At 50.5% G+C, this 23804-nt stretch carries 11 protein-coding genes; 10 read left to right on the forward strand and 1 reads right to left on the reverse strand.

Annotation, left to right across the window (positions count from 1 at the left end; translation table 11 throughout):
* The first annotated feature begins 13 nt into the window (after positions 1 to 13).
* The 3 genes from R70331_RS03235 to R70331_RS03245 all read left to right on the forward strand — a co-directional run bounded on the left by R70331_RS03235 (position 14) and on the right by R70331_RS03245 (position 5560).
* Positions 14 to 2251 (forward strand): MrcB family domain-containing protein, encoded by a 2238-nt coding sequence (locus R70331_RS03235; RefSeq protein WP_042172820.1) that lies wholly within the window; start codon positions 14 to 16, stop codon positions 2249 to 2251.
* A complete protein-coding gene (locus tag R70331_RS03240; protein ID WP_042172822.1) occupies positions 2223 to 4637 on the forward strand; it encodes a restriction endonuclease-like protein in 2415 nt (804 codons plus the stop codon). The genes R70331_RS03235 and R70331_RS03240 overlap by 29 nt, the downstream gene beginning before the upstream one ends.
* 137 nt (positions 4638 to 4774) lie before the next feature.
* Complete coding sequence (locus tag R70331_RS03245; RefSeq protein ID WP_042172824.1) at positions 4775 to 5560, forward strand: TatD family hydrolase; 786 nt, start codon at positions 4775 to 4777, stop codon at positions 5558 to 5560.
* Between the two features lie 113 nt (positions 5561 to 5673).
* Here the strand turns inward: R70331_RS03245 and R70331_RS03250 are convergent, their stop codons facing one another.
* On the reverse strand, positions 5674 to 5901 hold the full coding sequence (locus R70331_RS03250; RefSeq protein WP_042172826.1) for a helix-turn-helix domain-containing protein: 228 nt from the start codon (positions 5899 to 5901) through the stop codon (positions 5674 to 5676).
* Between the two features lie 177 nt (positions 5902 to 6078).
* Between R70331_RS03250 and R70331_RS03255 the strand changes: the two genes are divergently transcribed.
* From R70331_RS03255 to R70331_RS03285, 7 genes are all read left to right on the forward strand, one after another.
* Positions 6079 to 6576 carry a hypothetical protein gene (locus tag R70331_RS03255; RefSeq protein WP_042172828.1) on the forward strand — a complete coding sequence of 166 codons (498 nt, stop codon included), beginning with the start codon at positions 6079 to 6081 and terminating at the stop codon, positions 6574 to 6576.
* A gap of 717 nt (positions 6577 to 7293) precedes the next feature.
* The gene (locus R70331_RS03260) at positions 7294 to 8397 is read left to right on the forward strand and encodes a slipin family protein (protein WP_042172830.1); all 1104 of its coding nucleotides are present in this window, start codon (positions 7294 to 7296) and stop codon (positions 8395 to 8397) included.
* 138 nt (positions 8398 to 8535) lie between these two features.
* On the forward strand, positions 8536 to 9330 hold the full coding sequence (locus tag R70331_RS03265) for a hypothetical protein (protein WP_042172832.1): 795 nt from the start codon (positions 8536 to 8538) through the stop codon (positions 9328 to 9330).
* A 182-nt stretch (positions 9331 to 9512) separates the two neighbouring features.
* Positions 9513 to 12596: an EAL domain-containing protein gene (locus tag R70331_RS03270; RefSeq protein ID WP_052418898.1), complete on the forward strand. Its 3084-nt coding sequence runs from the start codon at positions 9513 to 9515 to the stop codon at positions 12594 to 12596.
* 96 nt (positions 12597 to 12692) lie between these two features.
* Positions 12693 to 13562: a hypothetical protein gene (locus R70331_RS03275; RefSeq protein ID WP_231576482.1), complete on the forward strand. Its 870-nt coding sequence runs from the start codon at positions 12693 to 12695 to the stop codon at positions 13560 to 13562.
* A gap of 147 nt (positions 13563 to 13709) precedes the next feature.
* Positions 13710 to 15005: a carbohydrate-binding domain-containing protein gene (locus R70331_RS03280; RefSeq protein ID WP_197071386.1), complete on the forward strand. Its 1296-nt coding sequence runs from the start codon at positions 13710 to 13712 to the stop codon at positions 15003 to 15005.
* Positions 15006 to 15812: 807 nt separating this feature from the next.
* Positions 15813 to 23789 carry an S-layer homology domain-containing protein gene (locus R70331_RS03285; protein ID WP_197071387.1) on the forward strand — a complete coding sequence of 2659 codons (7977 nt, stop codon included), beginning with the start codon at positions 15813 to 15815 and terminating at the stop codon, positions 23787 to 23789.
* The last annotated feature ends 15 nt before the right edge of the window (positions 23790 to 23804 follow it).

The following is a 23804-nucleotide window of genomic DNA, read 5'->3' on the forward strand; positions in this document are numbered from 1 at the left end:
CTTGGAGGACTCCATGCCATTACCAGAAGCAATTACACAGATTTTCAAGCGTAAGCAAAAATCCTATAAAATGGTCCTGATCTTATCCTTAATAGAAGAGTTAAGAGCCGCTAGTCAAGACCGTGTCTCATACGACCGAGTGAAGGAGCGATTCCTTAACTACTTCATAGCTGAACAAGGAAGAGGAAACCGGGTAGATCAGCCACCAGGGCGAGAGCTATGGAAGGATGCCCCGAAAAGCCAGCTGAAGGATATCATTAACAGTCCTGTTAATGCCCTCTCACATATTCTGTTTGTTAATTCAGAAGATAACACCATAGGCTTTCATAGCCAGATCCAAAGACAGCTAGGGGAAGAGGAGCTCTCGCAGCTAGAACAACTTGCTAACGAAGAACTCCACTCATACAACGCAGCCTTGCGGCGATTCTCCTTACAAAGATATCTGGAGAGAATTATGGCTGAGTATGGTGCTGCTAAAAAAGAAACCTTTGCAGAGCACGCTTTAGGTACGTTCTTTCGTAGGATACTTCCTTCTGAACTCAAAGAATTACCCTTCATAGATGAGCAATACAAGGTACAAGGCTCGGTTGGTCAAGGCAATTGGGCAACGGTTCCTTGGCTGGCTATCCTGGATAAACGAATAACAGAAACGACTCAGCATGGGGAATATGTTGTCTATCTGTTTGCTGAGGATATGAGCGCTGTGTATCTTACATTTAACCAAGGGGTAACGGTGCCTATCCAAGAGAAGGGACGTAGAGAGGGCTATGCTTATCTACGAAGCCGCACACAAGAGATTCGGGAGCTTCTTACGCTTTCTAATATGAATAAGGATGAGAATATTCGTCTGGTGAATAGTGGTCTAGGACAAGACTATCAGGTGTCAACTGTTGCTTACATTAAGTATGAGCGAGGAAGCGTACCGAATGATGATCAGCTCATTCAAGACCTTGCGAATGTAATAGAAGATTACCGCTTATATGTGGAAACAGTGACTTCTACGGATGAAGAAGCCAACGACGAGGAAGTGGAAGTATTGCCACAGACAGCCGAACCTCTGAAGGACGAGCAAGTAACAGGTATTCTCCACCAAATCCAAGCCCACATCCGCCGCCAAGGCTTCTTTTTCCCTGAACACCTTATCGAAAACTTCTACCTCTCGCTAAAAGCCAAGCCCTTTGTCATCCTAGCGGGCATCTCGGGCACGGGGAAGACGCGGCTGGTGAAGCTGTTTGCGGAGGCGCTGGGGGCGACGCGGGATAATGGGCAGTTTAGCTTGATTCCAGTACGGCCGGATTGGAGTGATCCTGCGGATCTGCTGGGGTATAAGGATCTGTCGGGCAGCTTCCAGCCGGGTCCGATTACGAAGGTGTTGGTGGATGCACGGCAGCCGGAGAATCGGCATAAGCCTTATTTTATCTGCCTGGATGAGATGAACTTGGCCCGGGTGGAGCATTATTTCAGTGATATGTTAAGTGTGCTGGAGACGCAGGAGTGGCGGGAGGGGGCCATTCAGACGCAGGATCTTATCTCTCCTACCTTGCTGGATACGCCTGAGGATCAAGAAACCTATGGTGGTCTTGGCATCCCAGAGAATGTGTTCCTGATCGGGACGGTGAATATGGACGAGACGACGCATCCTTTTAGCAAAAAAGTGCTCGACCGCGCCAACACCCTGGAGTTCAATTACATCAATCTGCAGCAGTATCCGCAGGAGAATGGGCAGGAGCCGGGTGATCCCGCTGAGCTTACGGAGCTGAATCATCTGTTTGTCCGCTCGGATTATCTGCAACTGATAGACGTCTATGATACTCACAAGGAACTCGTGGTCCGGACGACAGAGAGACTGGTGAAGATTAATACGCTGCTTGAGGATATTCATGCTAATGTGGGCTTCCGGGTACGGGATGCGATTTGCTTTTATATGATATATAACGATCGTTATGGCCTGATGGACGAAGAAGAAGCGTTCGACTGGCAGCTGCTGCAAAAGATTCTGCCGCGCATTCAAGGTAGTCATTCCTCTGTGCGCCGGGTTCTGCTCAACCTGATGAAGGTCGCAATAGGTAGCGGCGCTGGCATATCGGTAAATGTGCAGGAGCTCATGGATGATGTAGCTTCTCCCCTCTATATGAGATGGGCTGGCGGGCAGAATCCGCCTGGGATCAAGCATCCGCAAAGTGCGCGTAAATTGGCTTATATGCTGAGGAGGCTGGAGGAAGATGGATTCACCTCATTCTGGCTCTCTTAATCAGGCGGTGGAATTGCTCCGTATTGAGACGGAGCTTTTTACGCTATATGTGTCAGGAAGGCCCTTTCATCCTACGGTGGAGGCATTGCAGCTTCATCGTTCTTCCGATCAGAACTGGGTGAATGCGCAGCTTGGGCTTGTGTGCTCTGAGCGGCTTGGGGATGTGCAGATCAAGGTCTTTTCACCGGAGACTTACGGGATGGTGGATTGGCAGCCGAGGGAGGCGGTCTTTCCATGCTTTTATGAGACACAGTCGTATGAGCTGGTGATTGAGAGCAAGACGGGGGTTAAGCTTTCTTTTTACCATGATAATGTGCTGCTGCGGCAGGCGGTTAAGCCTCTGGGCGGATCGCTTCTCGCGGGTGTGCTGAACTTTGGCAATGAGGTTGGTCTGACGGAATGGGAGATTCGGAGTGAGGGTCAGCAACTGCTGCGGGTGGAGATGGAGATTTTTCCGTCGAAGATGGATTACAAGCTGGATTACCAGAACATTCTGAATGAGGTGAATGCGCAGATTTATAATCTGGCATTCGACTTTCTGCGCCGAACCTACCAGCTAACAGGCCTGCGGGAGACGCAGCATCAGAGCCTGACGGAGTTTTTTACGATACTACAATCTATCTTTAGGCAGCTTCTCGATGCCGTTGAGCGGATCAACAAAAATCCTAATTATGCGCTGCTCCAGGACCGCAAGCTAGTGGATGCTAATCGGGTCAAAAAGGCCGGAAGAGAGAACATCCGTGAGCTCGCGAAGCATCCGGAACGGTTAAGAGAAGACATAAATCATGGATTCATTACCATCGGTAATCGGAGCTACGCAGCCACACATCTAATGGAGACGCGCAGGCGCCTCGCCTATGATACGAATGAGAACCGGTTCATCCGCTGGATGCTGGAACGTATTCATGGCAAGCTGAAGGAGCTTACAACAAGCTGGAAGACAAAAAGCCGGACCGCAGATCCTCTGCTGATCAAAAGGCTGGATTCGATGCTTACGCAAATTGAGCGGGTGCTAAAGATGGATTTCCTGCGTGAGGCTGGGGTGTTGAAGCAGATGTCCGTTACGCTGGTGCTGCAGATGGCGCCTGGGTACCGTGAGGTCTATCGCTGTTATCTCATGCTGCTCAAAGGTCTGTCTATCCAAAGTGACCTGTTCCGCCTATCCATGAAGGATGTGGCTCAGCTCTATGAATATTGGTGTTTCCTCAAGCTCAATCAGCTGCTGGGGCAGAAGTATAAGCTGGTGAAGCAGGATATTATTAAGCTGAACCGGAACGGGATTTTTGTGACGCTGGACCGCTCGCAGAGCGCAAAGATGGTCTATGAGAACCCGGTGAACGGGGAGCAATTCATCCTGTACTATAATGCGATTCCTGGAACGGACAAGACTCCGACGCTGAGTCAGCGCCCGGATAATGTGCTAACCCTGAAGAAGAAGGATGCTGGACAGATCAAGGAGTATAAGTATGTTTTTGATGCTAAATATCGCTTGAATCCTGCGTACGAAGGTACTCCTTACCAAGGAAAGTATGGGCAGCCAGGGCCAGAAGAGGACGACATCAACACGATGCACCGTTATCGGGACGCGATTGTGTATCAGGAGAAAGGCTCAGGGGAATACGAGCGCAGCATGTTCGGAGCGTATGTGTTGTTTCCCTATCCTGACGAGGAGCGGTTCAAGGACCACCGTTTCTATAAGAGCATTGAGCTGCTGAACATTGGCGCCCTGCCGTTTCTGCCGAATACCACAAGCCTGGTGGAGCAATTCCTGGATGAGATTATCCGGGACAGTCCGGAAAAAGCGTACGAGCGGTCCACACGTCCACGCGGCACGAGAGAATATTATGCGGATCAGCTTGCGGGCAAAAATGTACTGGTCGGTTCAGTCCGGGGGCCGGAGCAGGTGGGGGTGGCGGTTCGGAAAGCTTTTTACCATATGCCGTTAAAGAACCTTGCCAGTCAGAAAATACTAACTCAAATCGAATACGTGGCAATGTGCCAATCCCGCAAAAAGTTCATTGATCCTGCAAAAACAGGCATCCACTGGGTAGGAAAGGTAGCGGATTGGAAGGTGCTCCGGCGTAAGGAGATTACGGAAGTCCCTTGTCGGCCGGGGACGGAGGAGGATCTGTATGTGCGCTTTACAGTTGAGGAATGGAAGCAATTGGCCGCTCCTATTACGCTTGGCGGACAAGGGATTTATACGGTGCTCTACACCAGTAAGTATATCCTGGACCGGGCCCTGGAGCTTGCCGAGCTCCGTCTGGAAACAGAGGAGGCACTGCGGGAATGGCGGGAGAAGCGCCGTAAGGGCAGAGTGCAGGTGAAGCTGGATCATGAGGAGTATGTGGATTTGGGGCGGGTTGTAGAGGTGAGGAATATATAATTACTCAGCGGTTGGAGGACGGGAATGTTTGAGTTTAAACAAACATTCCCGTCCTCTTGATATTTGACAAAGCTATAATGAAATTACTGGAAAACAGTTTGAATTAAGCAGTAGATTTGAAAAGGAGAACTACAAGCATGAATCACAATATCATTGATATCGGCGTTAATCTAATGCATCGCAGCTTTCAAGCTGATCGTGAGCAGGTAGTTGAACATGCGATAGCAAATCATGTTACGCCACTCATCATTACAGGAACGAGCCTCAGGAACAGCCTGGAGGCTTCCCGCTTTGCCGGACGGTATCCGGGTAAGCTGTACGCTACTGCTGGAGTTCATCCCCATGATGCAAAGAGCTGCAGTGAAGAAACGATGGCAAAGCTAAAAGAATTAGCAGCATTACCTCAGGTGGTGGCCATCGGGGAATGCGGTCTAGACTATAATCGGGACTTCTCGCCGCGCGATATACAGCGTAAATGGTTCGCTGAGCAAATTCGGTTGGCGCTTGAGCTTAACATGCCATTATTTCTGCATGAGCGGGAGGCATTTTCAGATTTCATGGCCATTCTTAAGGAGCATTCAGTTCAAAAAGCAGTGGTCCATTGTTTTACCGGGACTCAGTCTGAGCTTAAGGCTTATATTGAAATGGGGCTGTATATCGGGATTACCGGATGGATTTGTGATGAGCGAAGAGGCAAGCATCTGAGGGAGCTTGTTCGAATGATACCGCTCAATCGGCTTATGATCGAGACGGATGCACCATTTTTGACCCCCAGGGACTTAAAGGAGAAGCCTAAGGATGGGCGGAATGAGCCAGCCTTTCTGCCTCATATCCTGCAATCCATAGCACGATGTACAGGCAGAACCGCTGAAGAGGTCGCTAAGGCAACTACAGAAACGGCGGCAGAGTTTTTCGGGATCTAGTAATGTTAGTAGATACTTGTATTGCATACTGAAGGCTCTAAAATGGATGCGTCACTGCGTCCACCTTGGAGCTTTTTTGTGCTTCATAAGAGAGGTGGATGCTGAGAAAATGGTCAATTTGTATCTTCTGTATCAACCAAATCAATAATCTCTCGAATATCATCAATATCTAAAGACTCTGCAATTCTAATAATATGATTAAAGTTGATGCCTTCTCTTTTATTGTTGGCTAATTCGCTCAAAGCAGCGTGTCTAACATCGGATATTCTTGATAACTCTCTTAGAGAGATTCCATGTTTTTTTGTTAATTGAGGTATTTTTACGATGACTCTCTTTCCCATAAGAATCTCCTTACTTGTTGGATTCTAAATCTTGACTATACGTATAAGCGTACCGTATAATATTTCCAAGTATGGTACGCATATGCGTAACGATGAAAACATATTGGTCTTTTTTAAAGTATCCCGTTCATAATTCGATATTTTCAGATATAGCTTTTCCAGAAGGGAGGGTTTGTAATGCAGCATTTGAGTCAGAAATGTGAGGAGGAAAAACGTAAGCTGAATGAACTTGGACAGAGATCCCTGGAGCAGGGAGTTCCACTCAGCTGCAATGAGGCGGTTCAAGCTCAGAGTCATAAGGTAGATGAAATTATTAATCAGATGTATCAAGAAAAGAACCGGTACTCAGGGGCTTTTCGTTTAAACTTCTGTGATGGAGGAGATGTGGTGGGCTTTCCGACATGGTTTGTTCAAACGATGCAAGGCAGATTAAATGAAGTGACAGCACAGATCGAATACCAATCCGAGCCCAGGCTTGTTTTTGAAGAAGAGAGTAAAGCGTTTCAGGCGTTGTTTGATTCTATGGACCTTACACGTATGCCTGAGTTTGAGGATTGGGAGGGGAAACTTCAAATAAAGCTATCCGTTCTGTATGAACGTCTTTATCTTCAAGGTTTAAAGGATGGTATGCAGCTTGCCCATGCTTTTACTGCTCCTTCTGTTCTCTCGGATTAATAAATACACATACTTATTATGGGGCTGTCTGTGTGACAGTCTATTTTTAATGAGAATATTGGCTCAGAATCCGCACTCCCAAAGCTCAAGCGCAGCCCCCTGCCCTGAGCTTTTTTCTTTCCCTCCTCCCCCCTCTGGAAATTTTTTCTCCCGTCGTAATACTTTCGCCATGTTCGTTCCGCCGGATTTCAGCGAAGATAGAACCTGTAAGAAGCAGCTTAACACTTAGCAAGTTGATAACGCCGAATGCGTTCATCATACATTTGGTTCTTATCCGGGCGGGCGTAACGAGGCGGGGATCTCATAAGATCCCGCAGTGCCGGCATGTATGTTACGGTATCCTGTACAGTCCGTTTCGGTAGGAATCCACTTGGGGTTCGATTCCCCAATCGCCTAGGGAGCGATTATTGGTATAGTACTCGATTTCCATCGAGCCACAATTGAGCACAATCTGAGTAAGGAAACCAAGGGGCAGAATCCCAGGCGGCTAATTCAGCGCACTGCGGAAGGGCTTTGTAATCCGTGGATACCGGTAGTGCGGCAGCAGAGGAGGCTAGGGCAAGGACAGAAGGGAACGAAGGCTGGCTGAAGGCTAGTCAGGCTGCGAACCCGGATGTCCCCCGAACCTCCCAGCAGGGCGCCTGTCTCAAACGTGATTCCGCCAGGACCGCAGCGGGATTCTGTCATCCATTGGTCAAACATGAAGGGGGAATAAAGATGTTGAAGCAAATCACGATTCAAGCGGACCAGCGCGGTCTGCTCTTTCATAAGGGAAGTTATGTGAAACGGCTGCTGCCGGGAACCTACCGGTACTTGTCCTGGTCACAGCATACGGTAGCGGTCTTAAATATTGCTAAGCCGTTTAGCGTGGAGGGCAAGGACCTGCAGCTGTTCATCCAGGATGAAGAGCTCCTGCGGGAGCTTGATGTTGTACGCGTACTGGATCATGAGATTGTTGTACACTATGAGGACGGTCAATTCGCACAGGTGCTGAAGCCAGGGGTGTATGCTTACTGGAACCTCCTGAAAAAGCACTCCTTCGTGCATACGGACATCCGGCAGCCGGAGCTTCCGGCCGGGATTGACCGCTCGATTATAACGAAGCTTACGCCGTATGTGCAGTGCTGTGAAATCGCCAGCCATGAGCTGGGCTTCCTGTTCTATGATCATACCCTCCAGCGGGAGCTTGCGCCCGGTAAGTATTATTTCTGGAAGGGGCCAGTCTCGGTGCTGACCAAAATAGTCGATCTAAGACAGCAGCAGATGGATCTGATCGGCCAGGAGATCATGACCGAGGATAAGGTTACGCTGCGCCTGAACTTCGTATGCCAGTACAAGATCGTGAATCCGCAGCGCGTGCTGGAGCTGAAGGCGTATGATGAGCAGATCCACATCCAGCTTCAGCTGCTGCTTCGGGAATATGTCGGGACCTTGAAGCTCGATGAGCTTCTGAAGCAGAAGGAGGATGTTGCTACCTTCATCCTGTCCCGCATTCAGGAGAAGGAAGATGCCTTCGGGGTACGCTTCCTTGGGGCGGGCGTGAAGGATGTCATTCTGCCGGGAGAAATGAAGGACATCCTGAACACTGTTCTGCTCGCGGAGAAGAAGGCGCAGGCGAACCTGCTTACCCGCAGGGAAGAGACCGCCTCAACGCGCAGCCTGCTCAATACGGCGAAGCTGATGGACGAGAATCAGACACTATTCCGGCTGAAGGAGCTGGAATTCCTTGAGAAGATCTGCGACAAAATCGGCTCCATCTCTGTAACAGGCGGCGGCGACCTCCTGGAACGGTTGAGCTCGCTTATCAGTGTTAATAAGTAGACCGCTTCCGGGCGGTCTATTTCTTTTGGCAGAAAGAGAGAACGAACAGGAACCGGATATTTGGCAAGCAGGTAATAACAGAGATAGTATAGAACTACACGTTCATAGCCGATTAAGCCAAACCCAAGGAGTGACAGCATGGATAAGAAAGCAAAAAAGATTCTAATGAACACCTTCTGGACATCAGCCGGCTGGAGGGGGACTCCGGGCGCTTTTGCCGGTGAGGCGTTCGATTATGCCAAGAGCCAAGGGCTGATGTTCGACCCCGTAACCATTACTCACGATGAGATCGTAATGCGGCTCCATGAGCTGCATCAGGCGATTACCAGGGAGCGGGTAGCTGCCGCGTTCCTGCACAGTCTATCTACTAAAAAAGTCCATTTGCGGAGTGCGCTCTCAAGCTGGGCGCTGACCTCACGTTTGCCTATGCATACTTATGAGGAGCGGAGTGCAGTACGGCCGAGTTACAGCAGCTGCGGGGATTGTAACGTTCACGGATTAATGTCGGACCGGGATTATAACCATGAGGATTTGAATGTGCTGAATTTCGAGCGGGTCAAATGGGGCGGCATTCGCCTGAACTGGCTTTTATACTGCTGGCTGGATCTTGAATTATTCAGTAAGGAAGAGCCTTGTGAGAGTACTGCCGGGGATGCTGCCATACTCTCCGGAATGCTCGAAGCGATTCGGGACTGCGCTGACCACGATAGTGCGCGGATGCTGGAGAAGCGGTGGAAGGACGTGGTTCCCTCCAGTAAGAATGAGCGGGATGTGCTGATGGAGATCTGGGGTTATGCCGGGCTGCTGGTGCCGGGTGATACTCCACGTAAGCGCAGAGGCGGAAGCCCGGATTACAACGCCATGGCGGAGTGGCAGGGAGAGGATAGGTACTCCCGGGAGGCAGTGGAGTTTTATTTTGGTGGATATTTATGAATGCACGGTGATCCATCCTAATAAGTATCAGGGTTAAGACCCTTCCAGGGGCTGGAGGGGTCTTTCGTATGGAAATATTGCTAATAGAACCTCTCATTTTTGCCGAAATATAGGTATATTGTATCAATGTATGGTTTCTCTCAGATATATAGAATCTAGTGGGAATCATGGAGGGACCCGTCATGACGTTATCCTATATATATTCATTCGTTTTATTTATTACTTTCGCCATTTACTTCATTCTGGGGATGTACATCCTGTCTCTTAATACCGGCAGCAAGCTTAACCGGCTCTATTGTATAGCCTGTCTGTCCCTGTCCATATGGTCCTTTTGCTTTTCAATCACCAATTCAGCACCCGATTATGAGACGGCTATTCTATGGCGCAGACTGGCTTCACTCGGCTACGGCACGGTGTATAGCATACTTCTGCACTTTTCTCTAATTCTGACAGAAAGAACGGCTGTTCTCAAAAACAAATGGATTTACGTGGTTCTGTATTTCCCGGCTGCGGTTAACGTTATTGCATTCGGGTATAATGCTTCTGCTAAGGAGCAGTACAACCTAATCTATACAGCGGCAGGCTGGGTGAACATTTCTGCCAACGGCTGGGGGGATGTTTATTTTAACCTGTACTATATTTGCTTTACCACAGCGGGACTGCTGCTGCTCTGGAACTGGGCAAGAAGGTCTAAAGACCCGATTAAGAAGAAGCAGGGCTATCTCCTTATGTTCTCCCATAGCATGGCTCTGATCGCGGGTACTGCAACAGATGTCATTATGAACACTTACGCATCTGTTAAGCTTCCTCAGCTGGCGCCAGTTATTGTGCTGCTGCCTACAACAGCTATGTTCTATGCAATCAGGCGGTATGGGCTTATGGGTCTGGGAAAAAGTGAAAAGGCTGAACCGGGTCAAATTTTAAGTAATGTTAACTTGGACCGGTTTATTAAAATTATGTCCTTTCTCTACGTGATCGGCGGAATGCTGAATTTTGCTTCGCAGTACTTTTTTAATCAGCAGGCTCCCCGGTTTGGTTTTATTCTGTTGTTCAGCCTGTTCTTTTTTGTCAACGGCTTGCTGCTGACGCTCATTAAATATATACCGGCTAAAAAGGATGTTAAGGAAGGCGTATTCATTATTATCATGCTGGCCTCCATTCTTCTGATTGCCCTGAGCTATGTGGAATCTGCAAGTGTTACCGCATGGTCGGCTCCGTTCATTATTGTAATGCTGTCTGTTCTTTTCAATAAACGGTTTATGATTCTTTGGATCGGAGTGCCTATACTAATTACGCAAATCTATATATGGGTGAGGATGCCGGAAGCGATGGTCCAGGTGGACGGATCGGATTATCTGGCCAGGATCGGCATCCTGGGCATCACCCTTTGGCTGGCCTATTTTGTTAACCGGGTCTACGTCCAGCGTCTTGAAGATAATGAAGCCCAGATCAGGTTTCAGAAGCTGGTTGCCCGCATATCGGGTGACTTCGTTAAGGTCTCTGAATCAGACCTGGATGAGAAAATCAATGAGCTGCTAGAGCTGTGCGGAGAGCACTTTCAAGTAGAACGGGCTTTTTATATTCCGTTGTCGAATCATCCTGAGGCCTATGAATGGTCCAGGGAAGGGAAGGAGCAGGCGGATACCTTCATTTCCCGGTTGAACGGCAAAGGCTTCGCGTGGTGGTTGAAGGAGCTCGTACACACTGGCCAGTTAAAGGTAACGGACGTAGACATGCTGCCGCCGGAAGCCGGTGCAGAGCAGGCATTATTCAGTTCACATAAGATAAAGTCGCTGATCTCTGTTCCTGTAAGGAACAAAGGCAGGATTCTGGGGCTGCTGTTGCTTACATCCGTCAAGGCTGCAAGGAGCTTTGGGCAGAATCATCAGCAGCTGCTGCGGATTCTTGCTAATCTGCTGTCAGATGCGCTGGTAAAGGTGGAGGCTCAACGGGAAATCAGCTATATGGCTTATTATGATGCGCTGACCGGTTTTCCGAACCATACGTTATTCAAGAATCAGCTGGAAGAGAGTATCCGGTCGGCCGGGGAGAATGACAGGCATATTGGTGTGCTTTTTATTGATCTGGATGCCTTCAAAATCGTCAACGACACAATAGGACACCTCGGCGGAGACGAGATGCTTAAGCAGGTGACAAGCAGAATAGCCGGGTGTCTGCATGAACAGGATATGGTGTCGCGTTTTGGCGGCGATGAGTTCCTGGTAAAGGTGGCCGGGATAGAGCGGGTAGAAGACATTGAAAAAATGGCTGAAAGCATCATAAATGCGATTGCCCGGCCCGTAATTGTCAAAGGCCAGGAATTCTTTATTACGGCCAGTGCAGGGATCGCGGTCTACCCCGGAGACGGGGAAAGCACGGAGGAGCTGATCCGAAATGCTGATCTGGCGATGTACGCGGCCAAAGAAAAAGGTAAAAACCAGTACCTCTTATGCTCACCAGCTATGAAGGAGCAGGTATCGGAGAAAACACAGCTTACGAACAGCCTGTACCGGGCACTGGAGCGAAATGAGCTTGTTCTACACTACCAGCCGCAGGTGAATGTGCAGACGAAAGAAATTGTAGGTCTGGAAGCGCTGATCCGTTGGAATAATCCGGAGCTAGGCATGATTTCACCGGCTGCCTTTATTCCCTTGGCTGAGCAGACCGGACTGATCCTGCCTATCGGCAAGTGGGTGTTAGAGACCGCCTGCCGGCAGATGAAGGAGTGGCAGGAGCTGGGGGTGCAGGGGATACGCATGGCAGTGAACCTGTCGGTTGTCCAGTTCAAGGACCGGAACCTGCTTAGCATTGTTGAACGGACACTCCGTGAGACGGGCCTCGGGCCGGAGTACCTGGAACTGGAGATCACTGAAAGTGCTGCCGCTGACGGTGATGACAATATTCTAGAGGTGCTTCATGCGCTTAAGGAGCTGGGCGTCAGTATCTCCATTGATGATTTTGGGTCGGGGTATTCCTCTTTAAGCAGATTAAAGACCATGCCTGTAGACCGGATCAAAATTGATATGCAGTTTGTGCGCGGGATTTCAACAGGCAACGAGGATGAGGCTATCGCCAAGACGATCATTCAGCTGGCCAAAAACCTGAAGCTTCAGGTTATTGCCGAGGGTGTCGAAACCGGGGAGCAGTTCGCCTTTTTCAACAAGAATAAGTGTGATGAGATCCAGGGGTACTTCTTTTATAAGCCGATGCCTGCGTCAGAAGTGGAGTCTATTTTGTTGGATATGAACGGAATTCCAAATAATTGAATTAATTGATAATTAGTGAATAATGGTACAGGGGATTCTATTCCGTGTATACTTATGCTAACGAATATATTAGCAGGAGGGAATACGTTGAAGAAGGTGATTAAAGCGTTTTCTTTGGTGATGGCATTCTTTCTATTACATATGGTGGTTTCACCGGCACCTGCAGCGGGCGCGGAAGGCAGTCAGGCTACTGTAGAGCAGCTGACGCAATTAAGCGGAGAAGAGGTCCTGGATAATCTGCTTGCGAACGGACTCCGGTTACCGGAAGGCCTGGAAGCGGATAAATTCACACGGAATGCGGCAAAAGAGATCGTCACAGGTATTGAGAGCGGCGCAATAACTGCAGACCGTATCCCGTACAGCTACACGAAGATGGTGGAGCTTGCACACAATATTTTGGAGGTCACCGGTACCCCCGCGGTTGCTGCAAGAGGCATCTCTGCCCTGGCCGGCTATACGCTGCAGGATAGTACCTTAATCGGGGCCTGGTCGAATGACTACAGATATTATAATTGCTACGGATATGCGATCGGCCAGCAGGTCTTTAAGGACCCGGGCTACCACTCCGGAAAAAGCTTCTCGGTAAGCATGGGGGTTGCAGAAATAGCAGATTTGGCAGTCAGTGACCTCAATGCGCTCGGATATTGGGGATACAAGACTACGTCGAAGCCCAGCTCCCTGGCCTATTACGAGCGGGTGGTTGCAGTCCGTAAGGGAAGCAACGATTATCATTTTATGAAAAGTGATACTTCAGCCAATGACTGGACGCATAAACCGGCGGGAAACCAGCCTATGCGCTGGAACTATGCTTCCCCGGGATATAAGATCTGGACGAATGAGAACTCCTTCCAGAATGTTAACTATGCAGGGACCGTTAGCTATAACAGCACTATTTACTACATTGTCTACTGGGCTAAGAACGGCGCCGGGCCGCAGCCTACCAAGAAAATTCAACCTGTACTATAAAAGAAACAGAGGGGTGCTATCCGGCATCCCTTATTTTTGTGTCTGTTTAAGCTTGGTTAAAGGTATACGGGTTATTCTTTGTATAAGCCAGGAGGCAATAATGTTTATTCAAACAACGATTGCATCTGATTATACAAGGAGTGTTCAATGATGAAAAACAACAGTCTGATCAGCATAAAGGTTCTAACGTTCGCCGCATTATTAAGTCTATCTGTCGTAGGGTGCTCGAGTGTACAGGACAATAGCGCGGCAGTAGTTACAAGTACACAAGCAGCAGCTACGCAGACAGCAGCTTCTACCGTGTCTTCCGGCACAACGTCAACAGGTGAAGCAGCTGAAGGCACTGCAACAACCGGAACAACGGGAACAATGGGAACAACGGGTACAGATACATCGGCACTATTCACGGACCGTGATCTGGAGCAGACGGCGGATCTGACAGCTGCCACCCGGATGAATCTGGTAAGCAATCAGGATGTCACCCTGAGCGAGGAAGGCGTATATGTCTTAAGCGGTGATGTGGAGAATGTAACAGTGACGGTCGATGCTGCCGAGGAGGCAAAGGTGCAAATTGTTCTTGACGGTGTCAGCATAACAAATGATGATGCACCTGCCATTTACGTAAAAGCAGCAGATAAAGTCTTCGTTACCTCGACTGACAGCGATAACTATATGGAGGTTACCGGAACCTACACGGCGGATGGGGAGACCAATCTGGATGCGGTGATTTTCTCCAGAGCCGATGTGACCCTGAACGGAACCGGAAGCCTGAACATTGTGTCGGCTGAGGGCAATGGTATTTCTTCCAAGGATGATCTCAAAATCACCGGAGGTGTCTATACCATTAATTCATCGGCGGATGGGCTTGAAGCCAACGATGCCATACTGATCAGCGATGGAACGATTACCATTGATACCGGTAAAGATGCGCTGCATAGCGAAAATGAAGAGGACACTACACTTGGAAATATCTACATTGCAGGCGGCACTCTTAATATCACTGCTGCGGATGATGGCATTACGGCTAACAACCTTGTGCAGATCGACGGCGGAACCCTTAATATTGAGACCGCTGTGGAAGGCATCGAGGGTAATAATATCATAATTAATGACGGTCAGATCACAATATATGCGACAGATGACGGCATCAACGCCACGCCAAAGGTGAACGATAATGCGTCCATTGAAGTCAACGGCGGTACGATCAAAGTAACGATGGGCAGCGGAGATACGGATGCTTTTGACTCGAACGGTAATCTCTATATTAATGGAGGAACTATTGATGTAGAAGCCACTTCCGCCTTTGATGCGGACGGGACTGCTGAGCTGAACGGCGGCACGGTCACGGTTAATGGCGAGCAGATCACTGAAATTACCGAGTCGCGCGGCGGCGGCGGCGGATTCCGGGGTGGCGCTGGCGGTGGTAGAGGGACGGGGCAGTAATTTAGGGACTGGAGTCAAAACATTGATCCGTTCAGTAATAAGATGAGCAACAAAGCGGTGTCATTCGTCTGGACAGCATATAGAGGCTGCATCCAGGCGATGACTACCGCTTTTTTCATGATGAATCGTCATTATTCCTCTATCAATCAATTGTCTGTATGGTCCACGCTTGTTGCTCACCTTATTGAATGGCATACCTCCTTCTGCTGGTGTTTGAGCGGATTTGACCGCTATATAGTAAGTAATTATTATAGAACTATTTCTCTAAAATTTGTGTTATTATCGAAATTACCAACACGAAGAATTTGCTAATGAAGCCTATCCATTTTCAGAAAGGCCAGGTGATAGAGCGGACCGCTGAGATAGCGACAGACCAATGTTTTCAAGGATAGATATAATTCATACGTATTACGTATAAAGAGGGATATCTTCCGAGGGAGGCGTTACGAACTAGTAGCTGAAGACACTATACTTATAGCGAAAAAAATAGATTATAGTCGAGATTGATCGCATCGTGCCGGGAATTCTTCACTAAAGCATAATGTTGTGACAATATGAAAGGAGTGAACTTCTATGATTCTCGGATATTTAAGGAGAAAGAAGCTGCCTGCTGTATTCGCTTTAAGGTGGATGACCGCTCTTGTATTAGGTTTACTTTTTCTTTGTTTTTTTGGTTCCTATGCATTGGCCTCAAATCAGAATTTAATTAATATAACAGGGGCTGATTCCAGTTCCAGCATTACTGTTAGTGCTACTCAGGTAGATGGAAGCGGTAATACATATACGACGGGTTTTTTTAACGGTAATGTGAAATTCGATGGAATAAACACGGTTGTCGATCCGAATACCGGGACAGGCAGCTCTATTTTTATTGCCAAGTATGCTTCCGATGGTACTTTAACTTGGGTAAAAGTGATCGGAAGTGTAAAGAGCGCCTCCAGCTATGGCGATTATGGAAGAGGAATTGCCGTTGATAGTTCGGGAAATGTGTACGTTGCCGCGCAATTTATGGGTGACGGCACAACGGGGCTGTTAGATGTAGACCCGGATCCTAACGCAACTCATACGATTCAAGGGGAAACAGCGAACAGCCAGGCTTTCCTATTAAAATTAAATAGCTCGGGCGTATTTCAATGGGTCGTTACGAATCGAGGCCCCCTCTCCACCACACCCAACGATGCCATAGCCATTAACAGCGCAGGTACATCGGTTCATTGGGGAGCCGCATCCAGCCCGCAGAGCGGTAAATCTAACACTGTTACTGACGGTACAGGTGCTATATTCACTCAAACGGCAACGACAACTACTCTTTTTGTTATGAAAATAAATGCCGCTACAGGCGCCTTGACCTGGTTTACAGCGAATCCAACAACAGACAGTTCAAGTAGTAACCTTTATTCACTTGCTGTGGATAGCAGTGAAGATGTGTATGCAGTGGGTAATGTCTACGGAGCTCCAACCTTCGGAAGCAAAACTTTTGAAAATACCGGCACTGCTAATTCTTTTGTATGGAAATTGAACAGCTCCGGTGTTACCCAGTGGGCGGACCAATTCAAGTCTTCCTCAATCAGTCATGCCAGAGGTGTGATCACGGATAGTACCGGAGTATATGTTACAGGGCTCTTCCAAGGAACCAACGATTTTGACCCAGGAACAGGTACCTCCAACGCCACATCGGCAGGTGCTAATGATGTGTATGTGGTGAAATTGAATCCTTCAGACGGGGCATTGCTTTGGAAGTTTACTGGTGGAGGTACCGGAGCCGACATTGGATCGAACTTAAACATTGATGATTCCGGAAATCTGTACGCATTAGGTACTTTTAATGGAACGGCAACTTTTGGTTCCACCAATGTTACTTCTGTTGGGGGCACGGATTTGTTTGTAATCAAGCTCTCTTCCTCCAATGGCAGTACGCAGTGGGTTAATACTATCGGAAGTAGTGGCGGAGATGCTGCAGGTGGAATAGGCATCTACAGCAACGGCAATATCAAGGTTGGTGCTACCATTAAAGGAATTGCCGATGTTGATCCAAGCGGAGCGACCTTGAATGCTACGAACAATAGTGGAACCAATTCAGCTATCGCTTTGGTTACATGGAACTCGTCAGGGCAGTTGCCGAGCGGCGCAACCGCGCCGACAGTTATAACAAGCTCTTCTGTAACAGGGCTTACTAGCAGCTTAGCAACGATTGGAGGGAATGTGACCTCAGACGGCGGAGCAGCTATAACAGAACGAGGTGTGGTTTATTCCGAAAGTGCAAATCCTACGATAAGCAACAGTAAGGTCACTACCTCGGGAACCACTGGAACATTTAGTATAAATTTGAGTGCCTTAAATGCAAATACGACCTATCATTTCCGCGCTTATGCGAAGAACTCGCAGGGAATCAGCTACGGAAGCGATCAGAACTTTACAACCAGTACGACGAATTCTAGTATTTCACCTGCCATTGCCAGCTTCGATAAGAAGACAACGGCGCAGGCGGACGTAACAACGACGATGACGCTGAACGGCAACACGCTCAGCAGCATCCAGAACGGCGCTTCGACGCTAGTTCTGAACACGGATTATACCGTATCCGGCAGCACGGTAACGATCAAGAAGGAATACTTAGCGCAGCAGTCGGCTGGCACGGCGAGCCTGACGTTTACCTTCAGCGCGGGCAATACGCAGACGCTAACGATTACTGTAAGCGATACGACGCTGACGCCGGAGGCAACTCCGACAGCAGCGATTGATTTTGCAGTGGAGGAACTGACTGGCCTGACAGCCAACGGGACGTACACGGTGAACGGTACAATCGTGACGGCTGATTCAAACGGCCAGATCGCAATAGACAGCGGCTGGCCGGGTACAAGCCTCTCGATTGTGAAGAAGGGAAATGGCACAACGACGACAGACAGCGCAGCGCAGACGCTGCCAGTGCCAGGCCGGCCGGCGGTACCGACAGGTGTGACGGCGACGGATGAAACGTCAATGAATGCGAATAACGGCACGCTTACAAATGTGGTAACCACCATGGAATACAAGCAAGGCACGACAGGCACGTGGACGGCTATCACCGGCACGAGCGTAAGCGGACTTGCCCCGGACACCTACTACGTCCGGGTGAAGGCAACGTCAAGCGCATTTGCTTCTGCTCCGGCACAAGTGACGGTTGGAGCCTTCACAGCAACGGCGGAGGCAACCCCGGCAGCAGCCATTGACTTTGCTGCCGAGAAACTGGGCGGTCTGACAGCCAACGGGACGTACACGGTGAACGGTGCAACCGTGACGGCCGATTCAAACGGCCAGATCGCAATAGACAGCGGTTGGCTGGGTACAAGCCTTTCGATTGTGAAGAAGGGAAATGGCACAACGACGACAGACAGCGCAGCGCAGACGCTGCCAGTGCCAGGCCGGCCGGCGGTACCGGCAGGTGTGACGGCGACGGATGAAACGTCAATGAATGCGAATAACGGCACGCTTACAAATGTGGCAAGCACCATGGAATACAAGCAAGGCACGACAGGCACGTGGACGGCTATCACCGGCACGAGCGTAAGCGGACTTGCACCGGACACCTACTACGTCCGGGTGAAGGCAACGTCAAGCGCATTTGCTTCAGCTCCAGTACAAGTGACGGTTGAAGCCTTCACAGCAACGGCGGAGGCAACCCCGGCTGCAGCCATTGACTTTGCTGCCGAGAAACTGGGCGGTCTGACAGCCAACGGGACGTACACGGTGAACGGTGCAACCGTGACGGCTGATTCAAACGGCCAGATCGCAATAGACAGCGGTTGGCTGGGTACAAGCCTTTCGATTGTGAAGAAGGGAAATGGCACAACGACGACAGACAGTGCAGCGCAGACGCTGCCAGTGCCAAGCCGGCCGGCGGCACCGACAGGGGTGACGGCGACGGATGAAACGGCAATGAATGCGAATAACGGCACGTTTACAAATGTGGCAAGCACCATGGAATACAAGCAAGGCACGACAGGCACGTGGACGGCTATCACCGGCACGAGCGTAAGCGGACTTGCCCCGGACACCTACTACGTCCGGGTGAAGGCAACGTCAAGCGCATTTGCTTCTGCTCCGGCACAAGTGACGGTTGGAGCCTTCACAGCAACGGCGGAGGCAACCCCGGCAGCAGCCATTGACTTTGCTGCCGAGAAACTGGGCGGTCTGACAGCCAACGGGACGTACACGGTGAACGGTGCAACCGTGACGGCTGATTCAAACGGCCAGATCGCAATAGACAGCGGCTGGCTGGGCACAACGCTGAGCATCGTGAAGAAGGGAAATGGCACAACGACGACAGACAGCGCAGCGCAGACGCTGCCAGTGCCAGGCCGGCCGGCGTCACCGGCAGGTGTGACGGCGACGGATGAAACGGCAATGAACGCGAATAACGGCACGCTTACAAATGTGGCAAGCACCATGGAATACAAGCAAGGCACGACAGGCACGTGGACGGCTATCACCGGCACGAGCGTAAGCGGACTTGCACCGGACACCTACTACGTCCGGGTGAAGGCAACGTCAAGCGCATTTGCTTCAGCTCCAGTACAAGTGGCGGTTGGAGCATTCACAGCAACAGCGGAGGCAACCCCGGCAGCAGCCATTGACTTTGCTGCCGAGAAACTGGGCGGTCTGACAGCCAACGGGACGTATACGGTGAACGGTGCAACCGTGACGGCCGATTCAAACGGCCAGATCGCAATAGACAGCGGCTGGCTAGGCACAACGCTGAGCATCGTGAAGAAGGGAAATGGCACAACGACGACAGACAGCGCAGCGCAGACGCTGCCAGTGCCAGGCCGGCCGGCGTCACCGGCAGGTGTGACGGCGACGGATGAAACGGCAATGAACGCGAATAACGGCACGCTTACAAATGTGGCAAGCACCATGGAATACAAGCAAGGCACGACAGGCACGTGGACGGCTATCACCGGCACGAGCGTAAGCGGACTTGCACCGGACACCTACTACGTCCGGGTGAAGGCAACGTCAAGCGCATTTGCTTCAGCTCCAGTACAAGTGGCAGTTGGAGCATTCACAGCAACAGCGGAGGCAACCCCGGCAGCAGCCATTGACTTTGCTGCCGAGAAACTGGGCGGTCTGACAGCCAACGGGACGTACACGGTGAACGGTGCAACCGTGACGGCTGATTCAAACGGCCAGATCGCAATAGACAGCGGCTGGCTGGGCACAACGCTGAGCATCGTGAAGAAGGGAAATGGCACAACGACGACAGACAGCGCAGCGCAGACGCTGCCAGTGCCAGGCCGGCCGGCGTCACCGGCAGGTGTGACGGCGACGGATGAAACGGCAATGAATGCGAATAACGGCACGCTTACAAATGTGGCAAGCACCATGGAATACAAGCAAGGCACGACAGGCACGTGGACGGCTATCACCGGCACGAGCGTAAGCGGACTTGCACCGGACACCTACTACGTCCGGGTGAAGGCAACGTCAAGCGCATTTGCTTCAGCTCCAGTACAAGTGACGGTTGAAGCCTTCACAGCAACGGCGGAGGCAACCCCGGCAGCAGCCATTGACTTTGCTGCCGAGAAACTGGGCGGTCTGACAGCCAACGGGACGTACACGGTGAACGGTGCAACCGTGACGGCTGATTCAAACGGCCAGATCGCAATAGACAGCGGTTGGCCGGGTACAAGCCTTTCGATTGTGAAGAAGGGAAATGGCACAACGACGACAGACAGCGCAGCGCAGACGCTGCCAGTGCCAAGCCGGCCGGCGGCACCGACAGGGGTGACGGCGACGGATGAAACGGCAATGAATGCGAATAACGGCACGTTTACAAATGTGGCAAGCACCATGGAATACAAGCAAGGCACGACAGGCACGTGGACGGCTATCACCGGCACGAGCGTAAGCGGACTTGCACCGCACACCTACTACGTTCGGGTGAAGGCAACGTCAAGCGCATTTGCTTCTGCTCCGGCACAAGTGACGGTTGGAGCCTTCACAGCAACGGCGGAGGCAACCCCTGCTGCAGCCATTGACTTTGCTGTCGAGAAACTGGGCGGTCTGACAGCCAACGGGACGTATACGTTGAACGGTACAATCGTGACGGCTGACTCAAACGGCCAGATCGCAATAGACAGCGGTTGGCCGGGTACAAGCCTTTCGATTGTGAAGAAGGGAAATGGCACAACGACGACAGACAGCGCAGCGCAGACGCTGCCAGTGCCAGGCCGGCCGGCGGTACCGGCAGGTGTGACGGCGACGGATGAAACGTCAATGAATACGAATAACGGCACGCTTACAAATGTGGCAAGCACCATGGAATACAAGCAAGGCACGACAGGCACGTGGACGGCTATCACCGGCACGAGCGTAAGCGGACTTGCACCGGACACCTACTACGTTCGGGTGAAGGCAACGCCGACAGCGTTCGCATCGGCAACGCGAAGTCTGACGGTTAATGCGTTTACGACATCGCCGGAAATGACTCCGGCAACGGTGATCGACTACGCCACTGAGCAACTGACCGGCCTGACGGCAAACGGCTCGTACACCGTAAACGGCACAGCCGTTACGGCGGATGGCAACGGCAAGCTGGCGCTGGAAAGCAGCTGGCTGGGCGCATCGTTGAGCATTGTGAAGAAGGGCAATGGTGCTACGACTTCCGACAGTATAGCGCAGACATTGAGTGTTCCGGCCCGTGCGGCTGCGCCTGCAGGAGTTACAGTTACAGATGTGACGTATAAAGCGGCTAATAACGGCGCTATTAACAATGTGACTCTGCAGATGGAGTATAGAAAAGGAAGCGCCGGTCCATGGGCTGACGTTGAGGACACAGTAATAGCAAACCTTGACCCGGACATTTACTATGTTCGTACAAAGGCAACAGCAACGGCCTTTGCTTCGGTCGCTCTTCAGGTTACTGTGCATGACTCCGAGGCGGTTACCCCTTCTGCACCTGCAGTTACGGCTGACGACCAGAACAATGTCATCATCGGTCTGGATACAAGCATGGAGTTCTCGGTGGATGATCAACCTTATGTGAAGTACGATGGTACCAACCTGCCGGATTTGAGCGGAGAGCATACAGTCAAAGTACGGGTGGCTGCCAGCGGTTCTGTGCCGGCTGGACCTTCTGCTACGCTGACCTTCACGGCTGATGTACCTGTTCCCGCTGGCGGCCTCACTGTGAGTGCCAGCGATCCAAGTGGCTCGGCTAATGACGGTAAGACTCTGGTTTCCATCACACCAGCAACTGCTGACGGACATCAGCTCTACTATAAGAATTTTGGCACTGGAAATGCTGTGACCCCAAATGTGGGTGAGCTTCTTACCGGATACACACTTGTAGGCAGTGACAGACTGATTCCTTCAGCTAACGGGGAGAAGATAGGTATTGCAGAAGTGGATGCCAGCGGCAGAGTGGTCAAATACGGAAGTGCAACCGCAGTAGTAACTGCTGAACCAGTGAGTATTCCGGGCGGCAACAACGGCAATACCGGAGGTAATACTAACAGCGGTAACACTTCTGCTGGCACAAATACTGTAACTGATGTAATTGTCTTGGTTAACGGTAAACAAGAGAATGCCGGTACAGCGACGACAACAGTTTCCGGGAACGTAAAAACAACTATAATCACCGTTGACCCGGTAAAACTCCAAGCAAAGCTGGATGCGGAAGGCAACGGGGCAGTGATTACGATTCCTGTAACGCTGGACTCGAATATTTTTGTCGGTGAGCTCAACGGCCAAATGATCAAGAATATGGAAAATACAGCGGCGACGCTGGTGCTTCAGACGAATAATGCTTCCTATACTTTGCCGGCATCGGAAATCAACATCGGGGCGTTGGCAGAGGCATTGGGTACAGGAGTGAAGCTGGAAGATATCAAATTGAAGATTACCATCGGTGAGACTTCAGCTGCTATGAATCAGGTGATTGCAGAAGCAGCGGGCAGAGGCGGCTTTACCCTTGTTGCGCCATCCCTGGATTTCACTGTCACTGGCACGTATGGCAACAGAACGGTAGAAATCAGCCGGTTCAATGTGTATGTGAAGCGGACAATGGCCATTCCTGACGGTATCGACCCGAACCGGATTACGACGGGAATTGTAATCGACCCGGACGGAACAGTGCGTCATGTCCCAACCAGAATCATTCTGAAGGATGGACAATATTATGCGGAAATCAGCAGTCTTACAAACAGCTCCTATTCGGTGGTCTGGCACCCGCTGACTTTTGCGGATGTAGCTAATCACTGGGCCAAGGATGAAGTTAATGATATGGCTTCACGTATGGTTATTAATGGAGTGAATGAAACCACCTTTAATCCAAATGCGGACATTACCCGGGCAGAATTTGCAGCTATTATCGTACGGGGTCTGGGATTGAAGCTTGGTAAAGGAAACACTGCCTTTGGGGATGTGTCACCGGATGCCTGGTATGCAGGAGCGGTCGAAGCTGCTTCTGAGTACGGCTTGATTACCGGCTTTGAGGATGGAAGCTTCCGTCCGAATGACCCAATTACCCGTGAGCAGGCAATGGTTATTATCGCCAAAGCAATGAAGCTGACAGGACTTGCCGAGCGGACTGGCGCTGCAGATGCAGCAGAGTTGCTTGCGGGCTTCCAGGATGCAGGCAGTGTAGGCAGCTGGGCGAAGGACGGTCTGGCACTTGCTTTCAGGGCCGGCCTAATTACTGGACGCAGCGGCAATAAACTGGATGCTAAGTCTAATGTTACGCGTGCAGAAGTGGCTGTCCTGATTCAACGGCTGCTACAACATTCAATTCTTACCAACGAATAATATTACAAGCAGAAA

This window comes from Paenibacillus sp. FSL R7-0331, from assembly GCF_000758645.1.
GTDB lineage: Bacteria > Bacillota > Bacilli > Paenibacillales > Paenibacillaceae > Paenibacillus_AQ > Paenibacillus_AQ camerounensis.